Below are 16,998 nucleotides of genomic sequence, written 5' to 3'. Positions count from 1 at the left end.
CCATCGTCTCCCAAAACCGGTGAAACTGAGACACGCCGGTCAATCGGGCCGATCGACCCGGCGTGTCTCAGAAACACCGGTTTTCGGGGGTGGGACCATGGCCGAAAGCCGTTCCCTCGAGTGGGACATGCACCCCTTCCACAGAGCCGTGATGCGGAATACAGTTCCAGTGCCTGCCCAGTGACGATTTGTACATCGAGATCGGAGCCCTCATGCCTGCATCCGCTTTGCCCGCCAGCGGCGAAAACCCCCGGGACGGCGGCGGCGCGAAGACCTGCGATGCGAGCGGCATGGCCGAGATCCATCGGATGTTCCGGGCCGGGTTCGGCGAGGGCCCCGCGCTGGTCGAGGGGGTCGCCGACAACGACGCGTCCCACGCCGAAATCGTCGGCGACTACCTGGCGATGCTCTCCACCGGACTGCACGGTCATCACGAGGGTGAAGACACGATGCTGTGGGGCCGCCTCGAAAGCCGCGCCCCTACCTGCGCGGCGCACGTCGCCCGGATGAAGCAGCAGCACGCCGAGATGCTCCGGCATCTCGGGCACCTCGACGAGAGCCTTCCGGCCTGGCGGGCCAGCGGACGGGCGACGGATGCGGCATCCGTTGTCACGGCGCTCACCGGCATCAACGCGGCGCTCGCCGTGCACCTGACCGACGAGGAAACGCACATCGTGCCCGTGATGGAGACCTCGCTGACGCCCGCGGATGTCGACGCTCTCTCGGAGCACGGACGCAAGGCCACGCCGAAAGGCAAGACGTTCATTCAGCTGGGGGTGATCCTCGCCGCCCAACCGGATGGCGGTGACGTGTGGCTGCGCAAGAACCTGCCCGCGCCGGTGCGGGTGATCTGGCGGGTCGTTGGCCGGCCGAGGTACAAACGGCATCGCGCGGCGCTCCTCGGAGCCCGCTGACATGGCTGTCGTAGCGTGTGAGTACCGGCAGCGGTCCGAGATGAATATCCTGTCGGTATGACGACCTCGCGTAACCACGACTGCGAGTCCGACAACGTGATCGATCTGGCGGCCTTCAGAGCGAGGTTCGACCCCGCGGCGGCTCGCACGGCGACGCCAACGGTGGCGCCTGGCGCGGAAGATGCTGCGGCGACAATCGGGGCCTTTCGGTCCAGTCTCCTGGCGCCGCTCCCGCTGAAAACGTCGCCCGCGAGGCCGGTGCAGGTGCGCATCCGCGTGCACATCACCGATTCACACCCGCCGATCTGGCGGCGCCTCACGGTTCCGTCGACTGTGACCCTCGACGTGTTGCACGACGTGTTGCAGACCGCTTTCGGCTGGACCGACAGCCACCTGCACCGCTTCGCGCTGCCCGAAGACCCCTTCGGCCACGAGACGCAGGGGATTCTCACGCCCTTCGATGTGGAGGAGGGCGACGAGGGCGTGCTGGAGAGCGAGCTGCGCCTCGACCAGTTTCTGGCGACGCCGGGCGATTCGCTGCTCTACACCTACGATTTCGGCGACGACTGGGAGCACATGATCACCTGTGAAGAGGTGCTGCCCCTGCCGGCGACGGATGCCGCGGTGCGCTGCATCGACGGCGGCCGCCGGGGCCCGGCCGAAGACGTGGGCGGGATCCACGGGTGGGAGCATCTTCTCGCGGTGGCCGCGGGAACGGTGACCCCGGACTACGAGGAGTTGCGGGAGGTCGCGTCGGAGCTGGGCCTGAACTCGTTCGTCGACGAGATTGATCTCACCGAAATCAACCGCGGTCTGGACCGCCTCGCGGGGTCGGAGGCGGCGCTCGCCTGGCTGCGCCGGCCGTCGCACAGCGGCCCCCTGGCCGTTCTCGTGGCGGGCCTGGGGCAGGAGGCGCAGCGGTACCTGGGCGGGTATCTTGCAGCCGCGAACGTGGGGGAGCTCACCGAGATCGAGCAGACCGAGGCGGCGGCGGCCACCGCGGTGATCCGCGCGTTCCTCGGGCAGGTGGGTGACGGCATCCGTCTGACCAGTGCCGGGTATCTCCCTCCCGCACGCGTGCAGGCGCTGATGGACGAGCTCGACCCCGACAAGACATGGCAGGGCGAGAGGAACAGGGAGGCGCAGACCTACCCGTTGTTGTTTCTGCGAGAGATCGTGACGCGGCTGGGTTTGGTGCGAAAATACCGGGGCGAGTTGCTGCTGACCAAGCAGGGCTTGCAGTTGCGTGACGCACCGGTGAAGCTCTGGCACCATCTTGCCGCACGCCTGCCCGTGGAGCGCAGCGATTACGGCAAGGACTGCGGGCTGCTCCTCGTGCTGCTCGTGGCTGCCGGGGAAGCCGGTTCCTGGGATCGCACCCGGGAGTCGCTTGACCTGCTGACCGCGATGGTGGGCTGGAGTGTCGGCGGGCGTGGTCGCTACGGGAACGACTCCGCGCTGGGCGACGCGGCGGACACCCGAAGTGTGCTCAGCTGGGCGGCATCGGGCAGCCTGCTGCCGAGACGGGGCGCGGCATCGCGGGGGCTCAATACGGATGCCGCCCGTCGGCTCGCCCGCGCCGCGCTGACCACATGGGTGTAGCGGCTCTGTACCGCCGCGACCCGACGCCGTGGCCCGATGGTGGGCGGCCTTCTGGGCGGGTCCGTCACGGGTCTGGCCGCCGTGTCCGCGGCGTAAAACCGGTGATTTCGCAACACACCGGGGCATCCTGACCGATGTGCCCGGGGTGTCTCAGAAACCCCGGTTTTAGCCCGCGGGGTGGGCCGCACGGGTGAGGGGGTCCACTTGTCTCGGCACCGCCGCGTCCGCGGCGTAAAACCGGTGATGCTCGCGAAACGCCGTTCAGACGGGCAGCGGATGCGGTGAGTCGCGAAAATCACCGGTTATAGCCCGCGGGGCGGCACGCACACGCGGTAGTTCACCCTTCGCCGGCGAGCCCGGTCACCAGGTGCTGTAGCGACTCCTGCAGGCGACGGAACGGGGCGGGCTTCAGTGTCACGGTTTCCTCGTGCAGGTACACATCGCGGCGGATCTCGAGCATGACCGAGTGCACGCGGGCATCCGTTCCGTAGTGCTGCAGCGGAACGTAGGCGCCGGCGAACGGGCCGTTCGGGAGCAGCTGCAACGGGGCGAAGGCATCCGTCACGGCGCGCACGAGCTGGGTCGGGGTGTGGAAGTCCTCGTAGCCGAGACACAGCTGCGGGCGCGGCTGCTCGGCGTGCAACTCGTAGGCCAGCGGATGCTCGGGGTACGAGTGCACGTCAATGATCACGGCCCGTCCGTGCTGGCGGAGCGTGGCGTTGACGAGGTCGGTGAACGCCGCGGAGTAGGCGTCGAAGTGCCGCATGAGCGCCGGCCGGTCGGCGCGGGCCAGGTCGCGGATCCGTTGCCCGCGGGAACCGTGCGTGTAGAGCACGCCCATGCCGACGCTGTTCATCTCCTCGGTCTCGTCGGGGAAGCGTTCCACGTCGACGGCGAACCGGGACACCTCGTTGATCACGGAGCTCGCGCCGGTGATGCCCCCGACGAGCACGTCGGTGAAGTGGTCGGTCATGATGTTCTTCTCGGCCTCCAGCTCGGCGGCGGAGACAACGTACGCGTCGAGGTGATCGGACGGAATCAGCCGGCCGCCGTGCGGGGCGTGCAGAATCACCGGCGAGTTCGCCGACCGGTCGGTGACGCGAAAGTACGGGGACGTCATGGGTGTGCTCCTTCGTGGAGGCGAGGCCCCCATCGACTTGCCCGCTGCGGATGCCGTGGGCCGGTTCTTCCCCTGGGGCACCCCGGTCGATGGACGGGGTTGCCGTGCAGCCAGCCAGGTACTGAACGCTGCAACTCGGGAACCTGTGTCGAACCTACCTGACGGCGCCGACATCCGCGCCTAGGCCGCGCAAATGGGACCGTGGAGCGTTGTCGCGGATGCCGTGGCGCGCGCCGCGGGGCGTCTAGCTCTCTACGACCTGCTTGAGCGAGGACAAGCCCTTGGTCAGGTCGGCGCCGATCATCTTTTCCATGTTCATCATGAGGCCGAAAGCGCGCGAAGCGACCGTCTTCGGGCTTGTCAGGGTCCACACGACCGTGGTGGCGCCGTTGTGCTCGGAGAGCGAGAAGTGCACGGCGCTGCGGGACTTGAAGGGTCGCGTGAAAGCGAGGTCCACGTCGACGGCCGTGGGCGTGATCGCGGTCGCGGTCATCGTCCCGGCGCCGGCCTTGCGATTACCGTCCCAGGCGTAGGTCGCCCCGACAGTTCCCTGCACGCCGCCATAGCTGCGTTTCAGATCGGGGTCCATGCCCTCCCACGGAGACCACTTGACCCACCGGCCGAAGTCGGCGACGTAGGGGTTGATCGTGTCGACGGATGCGTGAATCACAGTCGATCGCTCGATCGTGGTGTAGCTGGTCATCTCTTGGCTCCAACGCTATAAAGTTATGCACCCATTTTAGGCCAGCGGCCGGCATACTGACCGTCGCTAAACTCATGCCATGGTGACATATTCTAATCCCGGACCGCTCGCCTTCGACGCCGTGATTCAGCGCTCTGACGCGTCGGGCTCGGCGGGATTCGTGAATTTTCCCTGGAGCGTCTCCGAGTTGTTCGGAGTGAAGGGCCGGGTGCCGGTGAAGGCGCGCTTCAACGGCATCGACTATCGCGGATCGCTTGTCACCTATGGCGGGCCGGAACACATGCTCCTCGTGCTCACCGAGGTGCGCCGGCAACTCGGCCTGGACGCCGGAGACACCGTGCACGTGCAGCTTGAACTCGACACCGAGGAACGCCGGATCGAACTCGCAACCGACAGCCGCGAGGCGCTGGAGGCCGCCGGGCAGCTGGATGCCTTCACCGGCATGAGCTACAGCCAACAGCGCGAATTCCAGCTGTGGATTGAAGATGCGAAGCGACCGGAGACCCGCGCCCGGCGCATCGAGAAGATGACCGGGCTGGTCACCGAGGGCAAGAGCCTCAAGTAACCCGGGCTAGCGGCGCCAGCTGTACTCGTTCTCGGGACGACCGGGGGTGCCGAAACGGGGCGCGCGCAGCACCGGGCCTGAGTCGGCCAGAAACTCCAGGTAGCGCCGGGCCGTGACGCGGGACATGCCGAGCGCCTCGGTCACCTCGCTCGCCGACACGGGGGAGCCCTGCGCCTTGAGATAGTCCGTCACCCGCTGCAATGTGTCGTCGGCGAGGCCCTTGGGGCGCGGCACGTCCGTGGGGGAGCGCAGGCTCGCGAACGCCTGGTCGACATCCGTCTGCGTGGTCATGCTCGACGCCGACCCCAGCTGCTGCCGAAAATCACGGTAGCTCACCAGTTTCTTCGCGAACGTTGCATACGTGAACGGCTTGATCAGGTATTGCACCACCCCGGCCGCGATCGCCCCGCGCACGGCCTGCAACTCCCGGACCGCGGTAATCGCAATGATGTCGGTGGCCAGCCCGGCCGAACGGATGCGTCGACTCACGTCGAGCCCATGCAGATCGGGCAGGTTCATATCCATCAGCACCAGGTCGATCGGGGTGCCGGCGGCGGCCTGCAGGGTGAGAATGCGCAGCGCATCCTGCCCGGTGCCGGCGGTTCCGGCGAGCACGAAACCCTCGAGGCGGCCCACGTAGGCGGCGTGCGCCTCGGCGGTGAGCGGCTCGTCTTCGACGACGAGCACGCGAATCGGCTGGTTCATGTCGGCGTTCCCTTGGGTAGCCCGGTGTCCCGTGGGTACAGGTCGTCGTCGGCCGCGGCGTCGGCGGGCGGGTCGGCGGGGGGCCCGGCGGCGATCAGTCCGGCGGTCGTCGTGGGGATGGTCACCGTGAAGACGGCGCCGTCGCGGCGGCCCACCGTGAGGGTTCCGCCGAGGCGCGCCACGGCCTGACGCACGAGCGCCAAGCCGAGCCCGCGACCGTAGCCGGCACTGTCCTTGGTGCTGTAGCCGAGCTGCATGACGCGCTCGGCGTCATCCGCGTCGATGCCCGGCCCGCTGTCGGCGACCTCAACGGTGACGCAGTCGGGGCTCTGGGTCACGCTGACGGCCACCCGGCGCGGCGGTGGGGCGGATGCCGCCGCATCGAGCGCATTGTCGATCAAGTTGCCGAGCACGGTCACCAGGTCGTGCACCGACAACTCGGAGTCGGAGATAGTGCCCTCCGCTGCCACGGTGAGGGCGATGCCGAGCTCGTTCGCTTGCGCCGCCTTGCCCATGATCAGGGCGCTGATCACGGGTTCGTCGACCGAATTGACGATGTCGTCGGTGAGCTGCTGGCTCAGTTCCAGGTCGGTCGTGGCGTAGTCGAGCGCCTCCTGGGTGCGGCCGAGTTCCATCAGCGACACGATTGTATGCAATCGGTTGGAGTGCTCGTGCGTCTGCGCACGCAGGGCGTCGGACAGGGTGCGCATGGACTGCAACTCGGTGCCGAGCGTCTGCAGATCGGTGTGATCCCGAATCGTGGCGACCGAGCCGATGCGCGCCGGTTTGTTCTTGCCCGTGCGCGACGGCGCCTCCGCCGGTTCCTGGCTGACAACCAGCACCCGGGTGTCGGTCAGAAAGACCTCGTCCTGGGTGCGGCGTCCGCTCTTCAGCAGGGCACCTAGTGCGGCCGGAAGCTCGAGTTCGGCGAGCGGCGTGCTGGGCCGGTTCGCAGCGTCCGGCGGAATGCCGAGGAGGCGTGCCGCCTGATCGTTGTAGAGCACGAGCCGGCCGCTGAGATCCACCAGCACGAGCCCTTCGCGCACCGAGCGCAGCACCGAGTCATAGTAGACGAACAGCTGCGCGAGCCGCTCAGGCCCCCAGCCGAGCGTCACCCGCCGCAGGTAGCGCCCGAGCAGCAGGGACATCAGGAAGCCCGCCGCGAGCAGGCCGAGGGCGAGGACGAGCAAGGCCGGCAGCCGGGCATTCAGGGCGAGCGCCACATTGCTCGTGGTGACTCCCGCGGCCACGAGCGCCACGACCGTTCCGTTCCCGTCAAGGACCGGAACGACGGCGCGCACCGACGGCCCGAGAGTGCCCGTGCTGATCTCCGTGAATGGCTGTCCCGCCAGGGCGGGGGCTCGGGCGCCGGAATAGTCATTGCCGATTTCCGCCGGGTTCGGGTGCGTCCACCGCGTGCCATCGGGAGCCATGATGGTGATGAAATCGAGATCAGCATCGGCGGTGACCTCGATCGTGTACGCCTGCAACAGGGCGCTCGGATCGGCGGAGCCACTGGCGTCGAGCGTGAGCGGGTTGTCGGCGATCGTCGTGGCGATCGACAACATCCGCGCCTCGGTTTCGTCGTAGCTGTGATCACGGGCATCGATGAAAAGTGCGGTGCCGATGAAGCTCGTGAGCACAACAACCGACAGTACGTGGGCGACAAGCAGCCGCCGGGCAATGCTCCATTCGCGGCTCACAGATCTCGCCTCTCCAACGCTGAACAGTACCTACCCGTGAACAGTATGACCGCAAGCTCGGCGAATCGCAGCGCGTCGACCAGTGTGAAGCCATCAGGATCAGCCGGGCCCACGCGTGTGCCGATCGAACCAAGACAAAGGAGTCTGACATGGCGTCATCCCCCCGACCGGCCAAGCCGCGCAAGCGCATCGACCGGTCCCACTATCTCTACATGGCGGTCATCGTCGCCGTGGTGCTCGGCATCGTCGTCGGCCTCGTCTGGGGCGGCCCGGATGGCTTCGCCGTGAAGCTCAAGCCCATGGGTGACGCGTTCGTCAGCCTGATCAAGATGATGATCGCGCCGGTGATCTTCTGCACGATCATTCTGGGCATCGGCTCGATCGCCAAGGCGGCGACGGTGGGCCGGGTCGGCGGACTCGCCCTCGGGTACTTCGTGATCATGTCCACGTTTGCACTCGGCATCGGGCTCGTGGTCGGCAACCTGGTGCAGCCCGGATCGGGCCTGGACCTCTCCGATGCGAACTACGTCGCCTCGACGGCTCCGGAATCGAACTTCATCCTGAGCATCATCCCCACGACCCTGGTCTCGTCACTCACCTCCGGCAGTATCCTGCAAACCCTGCTTGTGGCCCTCATTGCGGGGTTCGCTCTGCAGCGGATGGGCCCGGCCGGCGTACCGATTCTCAAGGGCATCGCGCACGTGCAGGCCCTTGTCTTCCGCGTGCTCATCATGATCATGTGGATGGCGCCGCTCGGCGCCTTCGGTGCCATCGCCGCGGTCGTGGGTTCCACCGGTGTGCAGGCGATCGTGAGCCTGTTCACGCTGATGGCCGCGTTCTACGCCACCTGCATTGTGTTCATCGTGATCATCCTCGGCGGACTGCTCAAGATCGTCACCGGCGTGAACATCTTCAAGCTGATGCGTTACCTCGGCCGGGAATACCTCCTCATCGTCTCGACATCCTCGTCCGAGGCGGCCCTGCCGCGACTCATCGCCAAGATGGAACACCTCGGCGTATCGAAGCCCGTCGTGGGCGTCACCGTTCCCGTGGGCTACTCCTTCAACCTCGACGGCACCGCAATCTACCTCACGATGGCGTCACTGTTCATCTCCACCGCCATGGGCAAGCCGATGAACCTCGGCGAGCAGGTGGCGCTGCTCCTGTTCATGATCATCGCGTCGAAGGGGGCCGCCGGGGTCTCCGGCGCCGGCCTCGCCACGCTCGCCGCCGGCCTGCAGTCCCACGCTCCTGACCTTGTGGGCGGAGTCGGTTTCATCGTCGGTATCGACCGGTTCATGAGTGAGGCGCGGGCGCTCACCAACTTCACCGGCAACGCGGTCGCCACCGTGCTGATCGGAACCTGGACGAAGGAAATCGACCGCGTGCAGGTGGACCGGGTGCTGGCCAAGCAAGACCCATTCGACGAGACTACGATGGCGGCACACCACTCGTTCGAGGCTCCCGTCGATGTGGACGCTCAGACGCTCTCGGAGGCACGCATTCCGGCAGCGATCGGTTCCTAACCTCCCACGAAATGGGGGTGTCACGGGTAAAAACCCCCGGCGGCGCCCCCATTTCGGTGACTCGAAAAGTACCGTGTGCTAGAATGGGGGTCATGGTCTCACGACCCCCAAACCAGAACGCGACTACACTCTTCCGCCGCTTCATCTGCGACGGAATTGACGTGGACGTATGGTGCGGCCCTGACGGAAGCGATCCCATGATCGCCCCAGCCCACGCCCGAACGTCGGCGTCCGGCCGGTCACGACCCACCCGTTCGACAATAGCGAGTACCCGATAAGGCGACCGCGAAAGCGTCCCGTCGGAGTGCACCGGAGAACTTTGACCGAAACCATTGCCGTCAAGGCAGAGCACCTGTACAAAGCATTCGGGCGTAGGCCCAACGAGATCGTCAAACAGCTGGCGGCCGGAAAAAGCCGCGCCGAAATCTCACACCTCGGAGTCGCAGCCGTCATCGACGCCTCCTTCGAGGTTAAAAAAGGCGAGATCTTCGTGGTTATGGGCCTGTCCGGCTCGGGAAAATCCACGCTGATCCGCATGCTCAACGGGCTGTGGGATGCGACATCCGGCAGCGTCACGGTGGGCGAGACCAACATTGCCGGCATCTCCGACACCGAGCTGCGCGACGTGCGCCGCAAGAGTGTGTCGATGGTGTTCCAACATTTCGCCCTGCTGCCGCACCGCACCGTCATCGACAATGTGGCCTACGGCCTGGAGATTCAGGGCATGGGCCGCGAGGCACGCCTGGCCAAGGCGCGCACCATCATTCACCTGGTCGGGCTTGACGGCTGGGCAGACCGCCTGCCGTCCGAACTCTCCGGCGGAATGCAGCAGCGCGTGGGCCTCGGCCGCGCACTCGCCGCCGACACCGACGTTCTGCTGATGGACGAGGCGTTCTCCGCCCTCGACCCGCTGATCCGGCGCGAAATGCAGGAACAGCTCATCGAGTTGCAGGCCGAGCTCGGCAAAACCATCATCTTCATCACCCACGACCTCAACGAGGCCATGTTCCTCGGTGACCGCATCGCGGTCATGCGTGACGGCCGCATCGTGCAGATCGGCACGCCCGAAGAGATCCTCACCGACCCGGCCAACGACTACGTTGCCCAGTTCGTGCAGGACGTCGACCGCGCCCGGGTACTGACCGCCGCCAGTGTGATGGAACCGGTGCGCGCCGTGGTCACGACCAGCGGTGGTCCGCGTGCGGCGCTTCGCGTGATGCGCGAATTCCAAACCTCCGTCGCCTTTGTGCTCAACCGCGACAACAGCTTCGTGGGCGTCGTACGCGACAGCGACGTGCTCAAGCTCGTGAAGGCGGGCGAGACCGACCTGCGCACGATCATTCTCGGCCATGCGGTCTCCGTTAGTGAGGACACGCCCCTCGTCGACCTGGTTGAGCCCTCGGTGGAAAGCGCCATGGCGATTGCCGTCGTCGACGAGAAGAAGCGCCTCCTCGGCGTTATTCCCCGGGTCACGCTGTTGGCCGCGCTCGGCAACGTCAGTACCAACACGGGCAGCCTGCCGACGATCGAACCGCGTTCGACAATCCCGCTGAGCGTTCTCGATGAAACCCTGGACGAACTCGCTACGGAAGGATCTGCACAGTGAACGACTTCCGCATACCCCTCGGCACCTGGGTAGAAGGGTTCGTCGACTGGGTCACCGCCACCTTCGGCTTCTTCTTCGACATCATCCGCACCATCTTCAAGGGCGCCTTCGAGGGCATTGACTTTCTTCTGGTCGCGCCGCCCTTCTGGGTGATCATCATCCTCGCCGCCGCGCTGGCCTATGCGACCCGCGGGTTGAAATTCGCGGCCGGCACCATTATCGGGCTGACCCTGATCCTGGGCGTCAACCAGTGGGAAAACGCGATGGACACGCTCGCCCTGGTGCTCGTCGCGAGCATCATCGCGATCGCCATCAGCGTTCCGCTGGGAATCCTGGCTGCCAAGTCGTCCGGCGCGTCGGCCACCATCAGGCCCATACTCGACTTCATGCAGACCATGCCGGCCTTCGTGTACCTGATTCCCGCGCTGATCCTCTTCCGGATCGGTGTCGTTCCCGGGATCGTCGCGACCATCATCTTCGCGATGGCACCGGGCGTGCGTCTCACCGAGCTCGGCATCCGCGGCGTCGACCCCGAGGTCGTCGAAGCCGGACAGGCCTTCGGTGCGTCCCCGTGGCGCATCCTGCGTCAGATTCAGCTGCCCCTCGCGACGCCCACCATTATGGCGGGCATCAACCAGGTCATCATGCTGTCCCTGTCGATGGTTGTCATCGCCGGCATGGTCGGCGCCGGTGGCCTCGGCGCAGAGGTCGTCGGTGCCCTCAACCGGATCGACGTAGCCCTCGGCTTCGAAGCCGGCCTCGCCGTGGTGATCCTCGCGATCTACCTCGACCGGCTGACCGCGGCGCTCGGTAAGGGTGACACCCCGCTCGGCGGCTACCTCAAGGCACGCAAGCGTCGCCAGCAGATCGCGGCGTTGGAGGCCGAAAAGGCTGACCAGCCGGCGCGATCCGAACCGGCCACAGCCGGAACGACGGCCCGAGCTTAACCCCAGACTTCACGGGTGCACCCGCATCCGTGGCGAAATGTGCGGATTCCGCATGCACCAGGAAGTATCCCGGTCGCCCGCAGCAGGGCGACAAGAAAGGAAAGACACATGAACACCCGTTCACGTACCCTTATCGCCATGGGAGCCATCGGGCTCCTTGGTTTGACCGGCTGCGCCTCAGGCGAGACCGACTCGACGGTCGGCGACGGCAACACGGACAAGAAGGACATCACCATCGCCGTCTTCAACGGCTGGGATGAAGGAGTCGCATCCTCCGAGCTGTGGAAGGCCATTCTCGACGAGAAAGGCTACAACGCAGAGCTCGCCTATGCGGATGTTGCACCCGTATTCTCCGGTCTGTCCACCGGAGACTATGACTTCACCCTCGACGTGTGGGCGCCTGACACCCACGCAACCTACATCGACGAGTACAAGGACGGCATCACCGACCTCGGCGCGTGGAACGATGAGGCAGCGCTCACCATCGCGGTGAACGAGGACGCCCCCATCGACTCCCTGTCCGAGCTCAAGGAGAACGCCGACCTGTTCAACAACCGCATCGTCGGTATTGAGCCCGGCGCCGGCCTGACGAAGGCCGTGAACGAGAAGGTCATCCCGGGCTACGGCCTGGAAGACATGGAGTTCCTGACCTCGTCAACGGCAGCCATGCTCACCGAGCTGACCGCCGCAACGGATAACGGCGAGAACATCGTCGTCACCCTGTGGCAGCCGCATTGGGTTTACAGCGCCCTCCCCATCAAGAACCTTGAGGACCCTGAGGGAGCGCTCGGCAACGCCGAGAGCCTGCACGCGTACGGCAAGTCGACCTTCAAGGACGACTTCCCGGAGGCCGCCAAGTGGCTCGGCGACTACAAGATGGACCTGGACCAGCTCGGCTCGCTCGAGAAGGCCATGTTCGTCGACTACGACGGCGACGACTTCGGTCCGATCGTCGCGAAGTGGATCGAAGACAACCAGGAGTACGTCGACTCGCTCACGAGCTAGTCACCTGATTATCTGAGGAAGGCCCGCGTCGATGACGCGGGCCTTCCCTTGTGTCCACCGGCATCAGTGTCGGTGAACCACGAAGGGCCCGCGTCGACGACGCGGGCCCTTCGTGTAGCTTCAGGTGGTTCTAGAGTGCCTGAAGTTCGCTGATCTGTCCCAGCCAGTCGTCGAACAGGGCGTCGTCCAGGTCATCGAGGCCACGCAGCTTGAACTCGCGCATCTCCGCCGAGCCGCTCGCATTGAGCCTGCCCGACGTGTCCTTGATGGCCTGACCGCGCCAGAACAGCACGGTGACAAACGTGGGGTACGCCTTGAATCCCGCAACCGGAACTCCGTCATCCAGCCACACCGGATGCCCGTGCCACAGCTCCGTGTACGTCTCCGGCAGGCCCACATCCAGCTTCGCCCGCAGTGCGACGACGACGCTGGCCAGCGGCTCTTTCTGCTTCTCGACATAAGCGGCGATGGTCGTTGCCGCCGGAATGGGGGCAGTCATGGGCGGGAGGGTGGAAGGCGTGGGGTCCAGCGTGGATGTCAGGTGATCCTCTTTCGTTAGTGAATGGTTATCCACTAACACCCTGTCATGAATTCGCCCTCGGACTCTGACCGTGTACTCAGGATTGCTTTGTGAGCTCACGCTCGTCTGGTGCCTGTCGCGCTCTGTGGTGCGTTCATAACGCCGGACGGGCTCCTAGACTTGGAGGGCTCAGTCTCTATTGAAGGGTTGCAGGTGCCCGACACCGTTCCATCGCCCATTCGCGCACGCCGCACCCGGTTTCGCCGCGTTTTCGCCTCCCGGCGTGTGCTCCTCGTGGCGTTCGCCTTCTCCGTGATGGCCGACCCGGTGTCGTCCGTGGCGTACGCCGTTGAGGCGGCGCTGCGGGCCCTCGGCGGAGACCTGTCCCTGCTGCTCGCGACGATGGGCCTCGTGGTCGCGATCATCGCTCTCGTCATCGTGAACTACCGCCAACTGATCAACCGCTATCCCAAGGGCGGTGGGGCATCCGCGGCGGTCGGTGAGGCCTTTGGGGACGGCTGGTCGTTCATCCCGATCGGGGCACTGGTCGTGGACTTCGTGCTGACGATCGCTGTGAGCGTCTCGGCGGGAGCATCCGCTGCCATCGCCTACTTTCCCGGCCTCGCGCCGTGGCGGATTGAGATAGCGATCGGCTTGCTGCTTGTCGTCGCCACCGCCACGCTCTTCGGGCACCTCGGTCGCATCATCTTTGCCGGAATGACGCTCACCTTCATCGTGCTGACTGCACTGGTGTTGCTCTATGGGCTCGGAGTCACACCGCAGGCGATCGGAACGATCACCGACACCCCGCCCCACATACCGATCGTGGCCGTGCTGCTGGCGTTCCCGGTGGCCATGGCCCTGGCCACCGGGGTCGAGGCCCCGTCGACGGCCATCGCCGAGCTGGGCCAACTCGACGACGCCGGCCGGCGGCGATTCGGGGGACTCACCCTGTGGCTGACGCTGGGCGTTGTGGGCACGGTCACTGTCGGACTCGCCGCGGAACTGGTGCACCTCAGGATCGGGATTCCGGGGCCGAACACGACCCAGATCGCTGAGTTGGCGAGGGTGGTGGCACCGGCGCCGCTCTTTGCGGCGTTCCAGCTCGCCACCGCACTATTGCTGCTCGCGGCCGCAAGCTCCGCGTTTCAGGCCGGGCCGGGGATGCTCAAGGCGCTGGCGCGGCATGCCCGAGCGGATGGCCGTCTCGTGGGGATTCTGCCGGCCGTTCTGGCGCGCACCAACAGTCGGCACACCCCGATCTGGGGCGTGGCGACATTCGCTGTGCTGTCGGTCGTGATCGTGATCATCGCGGGTGCCAGGGACCAGAGCCTGGTCTTGTTCTATGCCGTGGCCGTGTTCCTGAGCTTCCTGGGCGGGTTGCTGGCCATGGCCAGGTTCTCGTTCCGGGAGAGGCGACGGGCCTCGCTGCTTCTGAACCTTGTGGGAGCCGTCGTGGTGCTGTTCACGCTGGTCATGAATTTGTCGCGCGGCCTGCCGCTGATCAGTCTCGCGGCAGCGCTCGTCATCTCGACCATCCTGAACCGCATCTGGGTGCGCTCGGGCCGGCCGGAGGGCGTGCGCAGCATCCAGGCCGCCAGCACCACCACGTCAACAGGGGCGGCCAAGCCCTCCAGCAACGCCGCGCCCTGAAGCCACGCGTCGCCGACGACGGATTCGCGGTCACGACGTCGGCGACTCGGCAGATTCCTCCCACATCGTGCTCGCCGCGCTCGGTGCTTCGTGCTCGGTGCGACAGTGTGCTCGCTGCTCGCTGCTCGCTGCGTGGTGCTGGGTGCCGGGTACTCAGCAGCGGATCCGAGTCGAAAGCGGCGAGCGTAATTCCAGCGGTGATGCACCCGCCAGTCGAATGGGCGTGCGGGTGGGGTCGGCGGCCAATGGTGGGATCAGCCAATACTCGGTGCCGGTGCCGGTGCCGGTGCCGGTGCCGATGCGGGTGATCTCCCAGCCGTCGTTGTGCAACCGGAGATGATCTCGAGCGCAGAGCAGGATGCCGTCGTCGAGATTCGTGAGGCCTCCGTCGGCGTTCCAGCCGTTGATGTGGTGGGCTTCCGTATAGCTGGGTGGTCGGTGGCAGTCCGGCCACCTGCAGCCGCCGTCCCGAAGCGCCAGGGCCGCGCGTTGCTCAGCTGAAAAGAGTCGCTGTTCCCTGCCCACATCCAGCACGCTGCCGTCTCTCCTGAACAACACGGGGATGAAGCCGGCGTTGCAGATCGACCGGTCGATCGTGGTGATCGGTACCGCTCCCGGTGCTCCCTCGAGGAACCCGCTTGTCAGAACCAGTTCGCCCGAGGCGCCAAGCGAGGATGTCGGTGCCGGAGTATCTGTTGCAGTTACGACTAACTTGACCGATGGGCGAATGCGGCCGAACAGGGTGCCGGGGTCGGCGGCCGCGGCGACCTTGATCACCTCGATCAGTGCCTCGGCGGCGATCTGGTCCGTGGAGCGTGGGTCGTCGATGATGCGCCTGGCGCGTTCCTTCTCGCCCTTCTCCACAAACCGGGGGCCGCCGGTGCGGGGTCCGATGATCTGCAGCAGGAAGTCCGTGAAGTAGGTGCCGTTCTCCGGGTCCAGCTCGAAGGCGCCGTGCAACATACCGTCCGGCTTGTCCCACACCCGCAGGTACTGTCGGGCGCGCATGGCGTCGGCCCGGGACGCGACACCGGCGGCATCGATGGAGTCCCGGCACTGCCGGGCCGCCTTCGCGGCCTGGTCGGCGTTCCCGGTGCGGCACTGGGCGATGAGGGCGATGACCGCGTCGGCGAGCATCGCCTCCGTCACCCCGATGGCGGGTTCTCCGAGGCCTCGACGGATGGCGGTCGCGGATTCGGTGCTGAGGGTTCCATTGGTGACGGCGGCACCGAGCGGAGCGAACCACGGCACGTGCACCTCGACCGGCGGGGCCTCCGGGAACTCCCGCGCCAGCTCGTCGGCCTGCTCCTGCCGATCCCGGGCGGTTTCGGCCTCGGTGGCCATGGTGCCAGCCTCGATCAGGCGGCGGGTGTCGGCCCTGGTGCCGCCGCCACCGCCCAATGACTGCACATAGTCCTCTGCGGAGGCGTAGCCCTTCTTTCTGGCGAGGCCTTCCCGGCCGAGCTGCCAGTCGGAGCGGGCGGCGACGTTCGCCGCCGACAACGCGTAATACTTTCCGACCTCCCGCATGTGTCGGGCGATGGCCCGGTGGGTGTTCTCCGACTGATCATCGGAGAGCTCCGCGAACGACGCCGCGGATATGTTTGATCGGGCCAGCGACCCGGTCAAACCAGCGAAAACACCGTCAATGGTGGTTGTCATGAAATAAGTGTCACAGGCACCACTGACACTGACACTGACACTGACACTGACACTGACACTGGGCCGGCGCGATTCGAGCGGTCGAGTTTGTCATCGCGCCGGGGTGCGGACGCCCGAATCGCGTTCAGCAGCGCTGTGGCCAGGAGGGCGCAGCAGCCACGGGTGCGGTTAGACCTGAAGCCCGGCGGCCTGCCGTTCGCGAAACGCGATCATGTTCATGCGGTTGCCGCAGCGCACGCTGCAGAAGCGCTTGGAACCGTTGCGGGAGAGGTCGAGCACCAGGCCGGTGCAGTCATCCGCTTCGCAGAGTCGTAGGCGGCCCATTTCGTCGCTGCGGATCACGTCGATGAGGGCCATGGCGGCCTCGACGCGCATGCGTTCGCCGAGCGGTGCCTCGGGAACCGTCGCGTGCAGGTGCCAATCAGAGGCGTCGTGGCGTTCGAGCTGGGGGAGGGCGTTGGCCTCGCGCAACATGCGGTTGACCTCGGGCACGGCGCCGTCGCGGTCGAGGGTCCAGACCCGGCGCATCAGGTCGCGCGTCTGGCGCACGTCGAGCAGCTCGGCTTCGTCGCCGTCGATGCGGCCGGTGAACGGGATGGGGGCGAGCAGGGCCGCGAGATCGGCGACCGTCTCGAGCTCGTCGCGGCCGCTCGGGGATGCCCCGGGGTCGCTGTTTCCAAGCGCCACCATGAATTCCAGAGCTTCCTCGGTGTCAGGGGCAAAATGCAAGTTGACTCCTTATAGCGCCGGTTGTAGTGTCAGTGGCA

15 protein-coding genes and 1 riboswitch are annotated in these 16,998 nt (G+C 66.2%); of the genes, 8 read left to right on the top strand and 7 right to left on the bottom strand.

Annotated features, from left to right (window positions below):
* Positions 1–212: 212 nt before the first annotated feature.
* Positions 213–914: a hemerythrin domain-containing protein gene (locus tag AC1MB9_RS10145; RefSeq protein ID WP_479961836.1), complete on the top strand. Its 702-nt coding sequence runs from the start codon at positions 213–215 to the stop codon at positions 912–914.
* Between the two features lie 57 nt (positions 915–971).
* Positions 972–2,516, top strand: coding sequence for a plasmid pRiA4b ORF-3 family protein (locus tag AC1MB9_RS10140; RefSeq protein ID WP_479961835.1), 1,545 nt, complete (start codon positions 972–974; stop codon positions 2,514–2,516).
* A 337-nt stretch (positions 2,517–2,853) separates the two neighbouring features.
* Here the strand turns inward: AC1MB9_RS10140 and AC1MB9_RS10135 are convergent, their stop codons facing one another.
* Both AC1MB9_RS10135 and AC1MB9_RS10130 read right to left on the bottom strand, forming a co-directional pair.
* Positions 2,854–3,636, bottom strand: a complete 783-nt coding sequence (locus AC1MB9_RS10135; protein WP_479961834.1) for an N-formylglutamate amidohydrolase — start codon at positions 3,634–3,636, stop codon at positions 2,854–2,856.
* A 28-nt stretch (positions 3,637–3,664) separates the two neighbouring features.
* A riboswitch (SAM riboswitch) is annotated at positions 3,665–3,779 on the bottom strand.
* Between the two features lie 101 nt (positions 3,780–3,880).
* Entirely contained in the window at positions 3,881–4,339 is a 459-nt protein-coding gene (locus AC1MB9_RS10130) for an SRPBCC family protein (protein ID WP_479961833.1), read from the bottom strand.
* 79 nt (positions 4,340–4,418) lie between these two features.
* On the opposite strand from AC1MB9_RS10130, the gene AC1MB9_RS10125 reads away from it, so the two are divergent.
* The gene (locus AC1MB9_RS10125) at positions 4,419–4,904 is read left to right on the top strand and encodes a YdeI/OmpD-associated family protein (protein ID WP_479961832.1); all 486 of its coding nucleotides are present in this window, start codon (positions 4,419–4,421) and stop codon (positions 4,902–4,904) included.
* Positions 4,905–4,910: 6 nt separating this feature from the next.
* Here the strand turns inward: AC1MB9_RS10125 and AC1MB9_RS10120 are convergent, their stop codons facing one another.
* A complete protein-coding gene (locus AC1MB9_RS10120) occupies positions 4,911–5,609 on the bottom strand; it encodes a response regulator (protein ID WP_479961831.1) in 699 nt (232 codons plus the stop codon).
* Positions 5,606–7,312: a sensor histidine kinase gene (locus AC1MB9_RS10115; protein WP_479961830.1), complete on the bottom strand. Its 1,707-nt coding sequence runs from the start codon at positions 7,310–7,312 to the stop codon at positions 5,606–5,608. Before AC1MB9_RS10115 ends, AC1MB9_RS10120 begins: the two co-directional genes overlap by 4 nt.
* 149 nt (positions 7,313–7,461) lie before the next feature.
* Between AC1MB9_RS10115 and AC1MB9_RS10110 the strand changes: the two genes are divergently transcribed.
* The 4 genes from AC1MB9_RS10110 (at position 7,462) to AC1MB9_RS10095 (ending at position 12,396) form a co-directional block, all read left to right on the top strand.
* Entirely contained in the window at positions 7,462–8,838 is a 1,377-nt protein-coding gene (locus tag AC1MB9_RS10110; RefSeq protein ID WP_479961829.1) for a cation:dicarboxylate symporter family transporter, read from the top strand.
* 319 nt (positions 8,839–9,157) lie between these two features.
* Positions 9,158–10,444, top strand: a complete 1,287-nt coding sequence (locus AC1MB9_RS10105) for a quaternary amine ABC transporter ATP-binding protein (protein ID WP_479961828.1) — start codon at positions 9,158–9,160, stop codon at positions 10,442–10,444.
* Entirely contained in the window at positions 10,441–11,391 is a 951-nt protein-coding gene (locus tag AC1MB9_RS10100) for an ABC transporter permease (protein WP_479961827.1), read from the top strand. Before AC1MB9_RS10105 ends, AC1MB9_RS10100 begins: the two co-directional genes overlap by 4 nt.
* Positions 11,392–11,499: 108 nt before the next feature.
* Positions 11,500–12,396 carry a glycine betaine ABC transporter substrate-binding protein gene (locus tag AC1MB9_RS10095; RefSeq protein ID WP_479961826.1) on the top strand — a complete coding sequence of 299 codons (897 nt, stop codon included), beginning with the start codon at positions 11,500–11,502 and terminating at the stop codon, positions 12,394–12,396.
* Positions 12,397–12,526: 130 nt separating this feature from the next.
* Here the strand turns inward: AC1MB9_RS10095 and AC1MB9_RS10090 are convergent, their stop codons facing one another.
* Positions 12,527–12,895: a DUF1801 domain-containing protein gene (locus tag AC1MB9_RS10090; protein WP_479961825.1), complete on the bottom strand. Its 369-nt coding sequence runs from the start codon at positions 12,893–12,895 to the stop codon at positions 12,527–12,529.
* 234 nt (positions 12,896–13,129) lie between these two features.
* Between AC1MB9_RS10090 and AC1MB9_RS10085 the strand changes: the two genes are divergently transcribed.
* Positions 13,130–14,569, top strand: a complete 1,440-nt coding sequence (locus AC1MB9_RS10085) for an APC family permease (protein WP_479961824.1) — start codon at positions 13,130–13,132, stop codon at positions 14,567–14,569.
* 153 nt (positions 14,570–14,722) lie between these two features.
* Here AC1MB9_RS10085 and AC1MB9_RS10080 read toward each other — a convergent pair whose 3' ends face one another.
* Positions 14,723–16,231 (bottom strand): HNH endonuclease signature motif containing protein, encoded by a 1,509-nt coding sequence (locus AC1MB9_RS10080; RefSeq protein ID WP_479961823.1) that lies wholly within the window; start codon positions 16,229–16,231, stop codon positions 14,723–14,725.
* Positions 16,232–16,399: 168 nt separating this feature from the next.
* Positions 16,400–16,921, bottom strand: coding sequence for a CGNR zinc finger domain-containing protein (locus AC1MB9_RS10075; RefSeq protein ID WP_479964622.1), 522 nt, complete (start codon positions 16,919–16,921; stop codon positions 16,400–16,402).
* Positions 16,922–16,998: the final 77 nt, after the last annotated feature.

The organism is Cryobacterium sp. AP27 (genome assembly GCF_056680495.1).
Note: the sequence above shows the minus strand (reverse complement) of the source record. Positions and strands in the feature narration are given on the sequence as shown.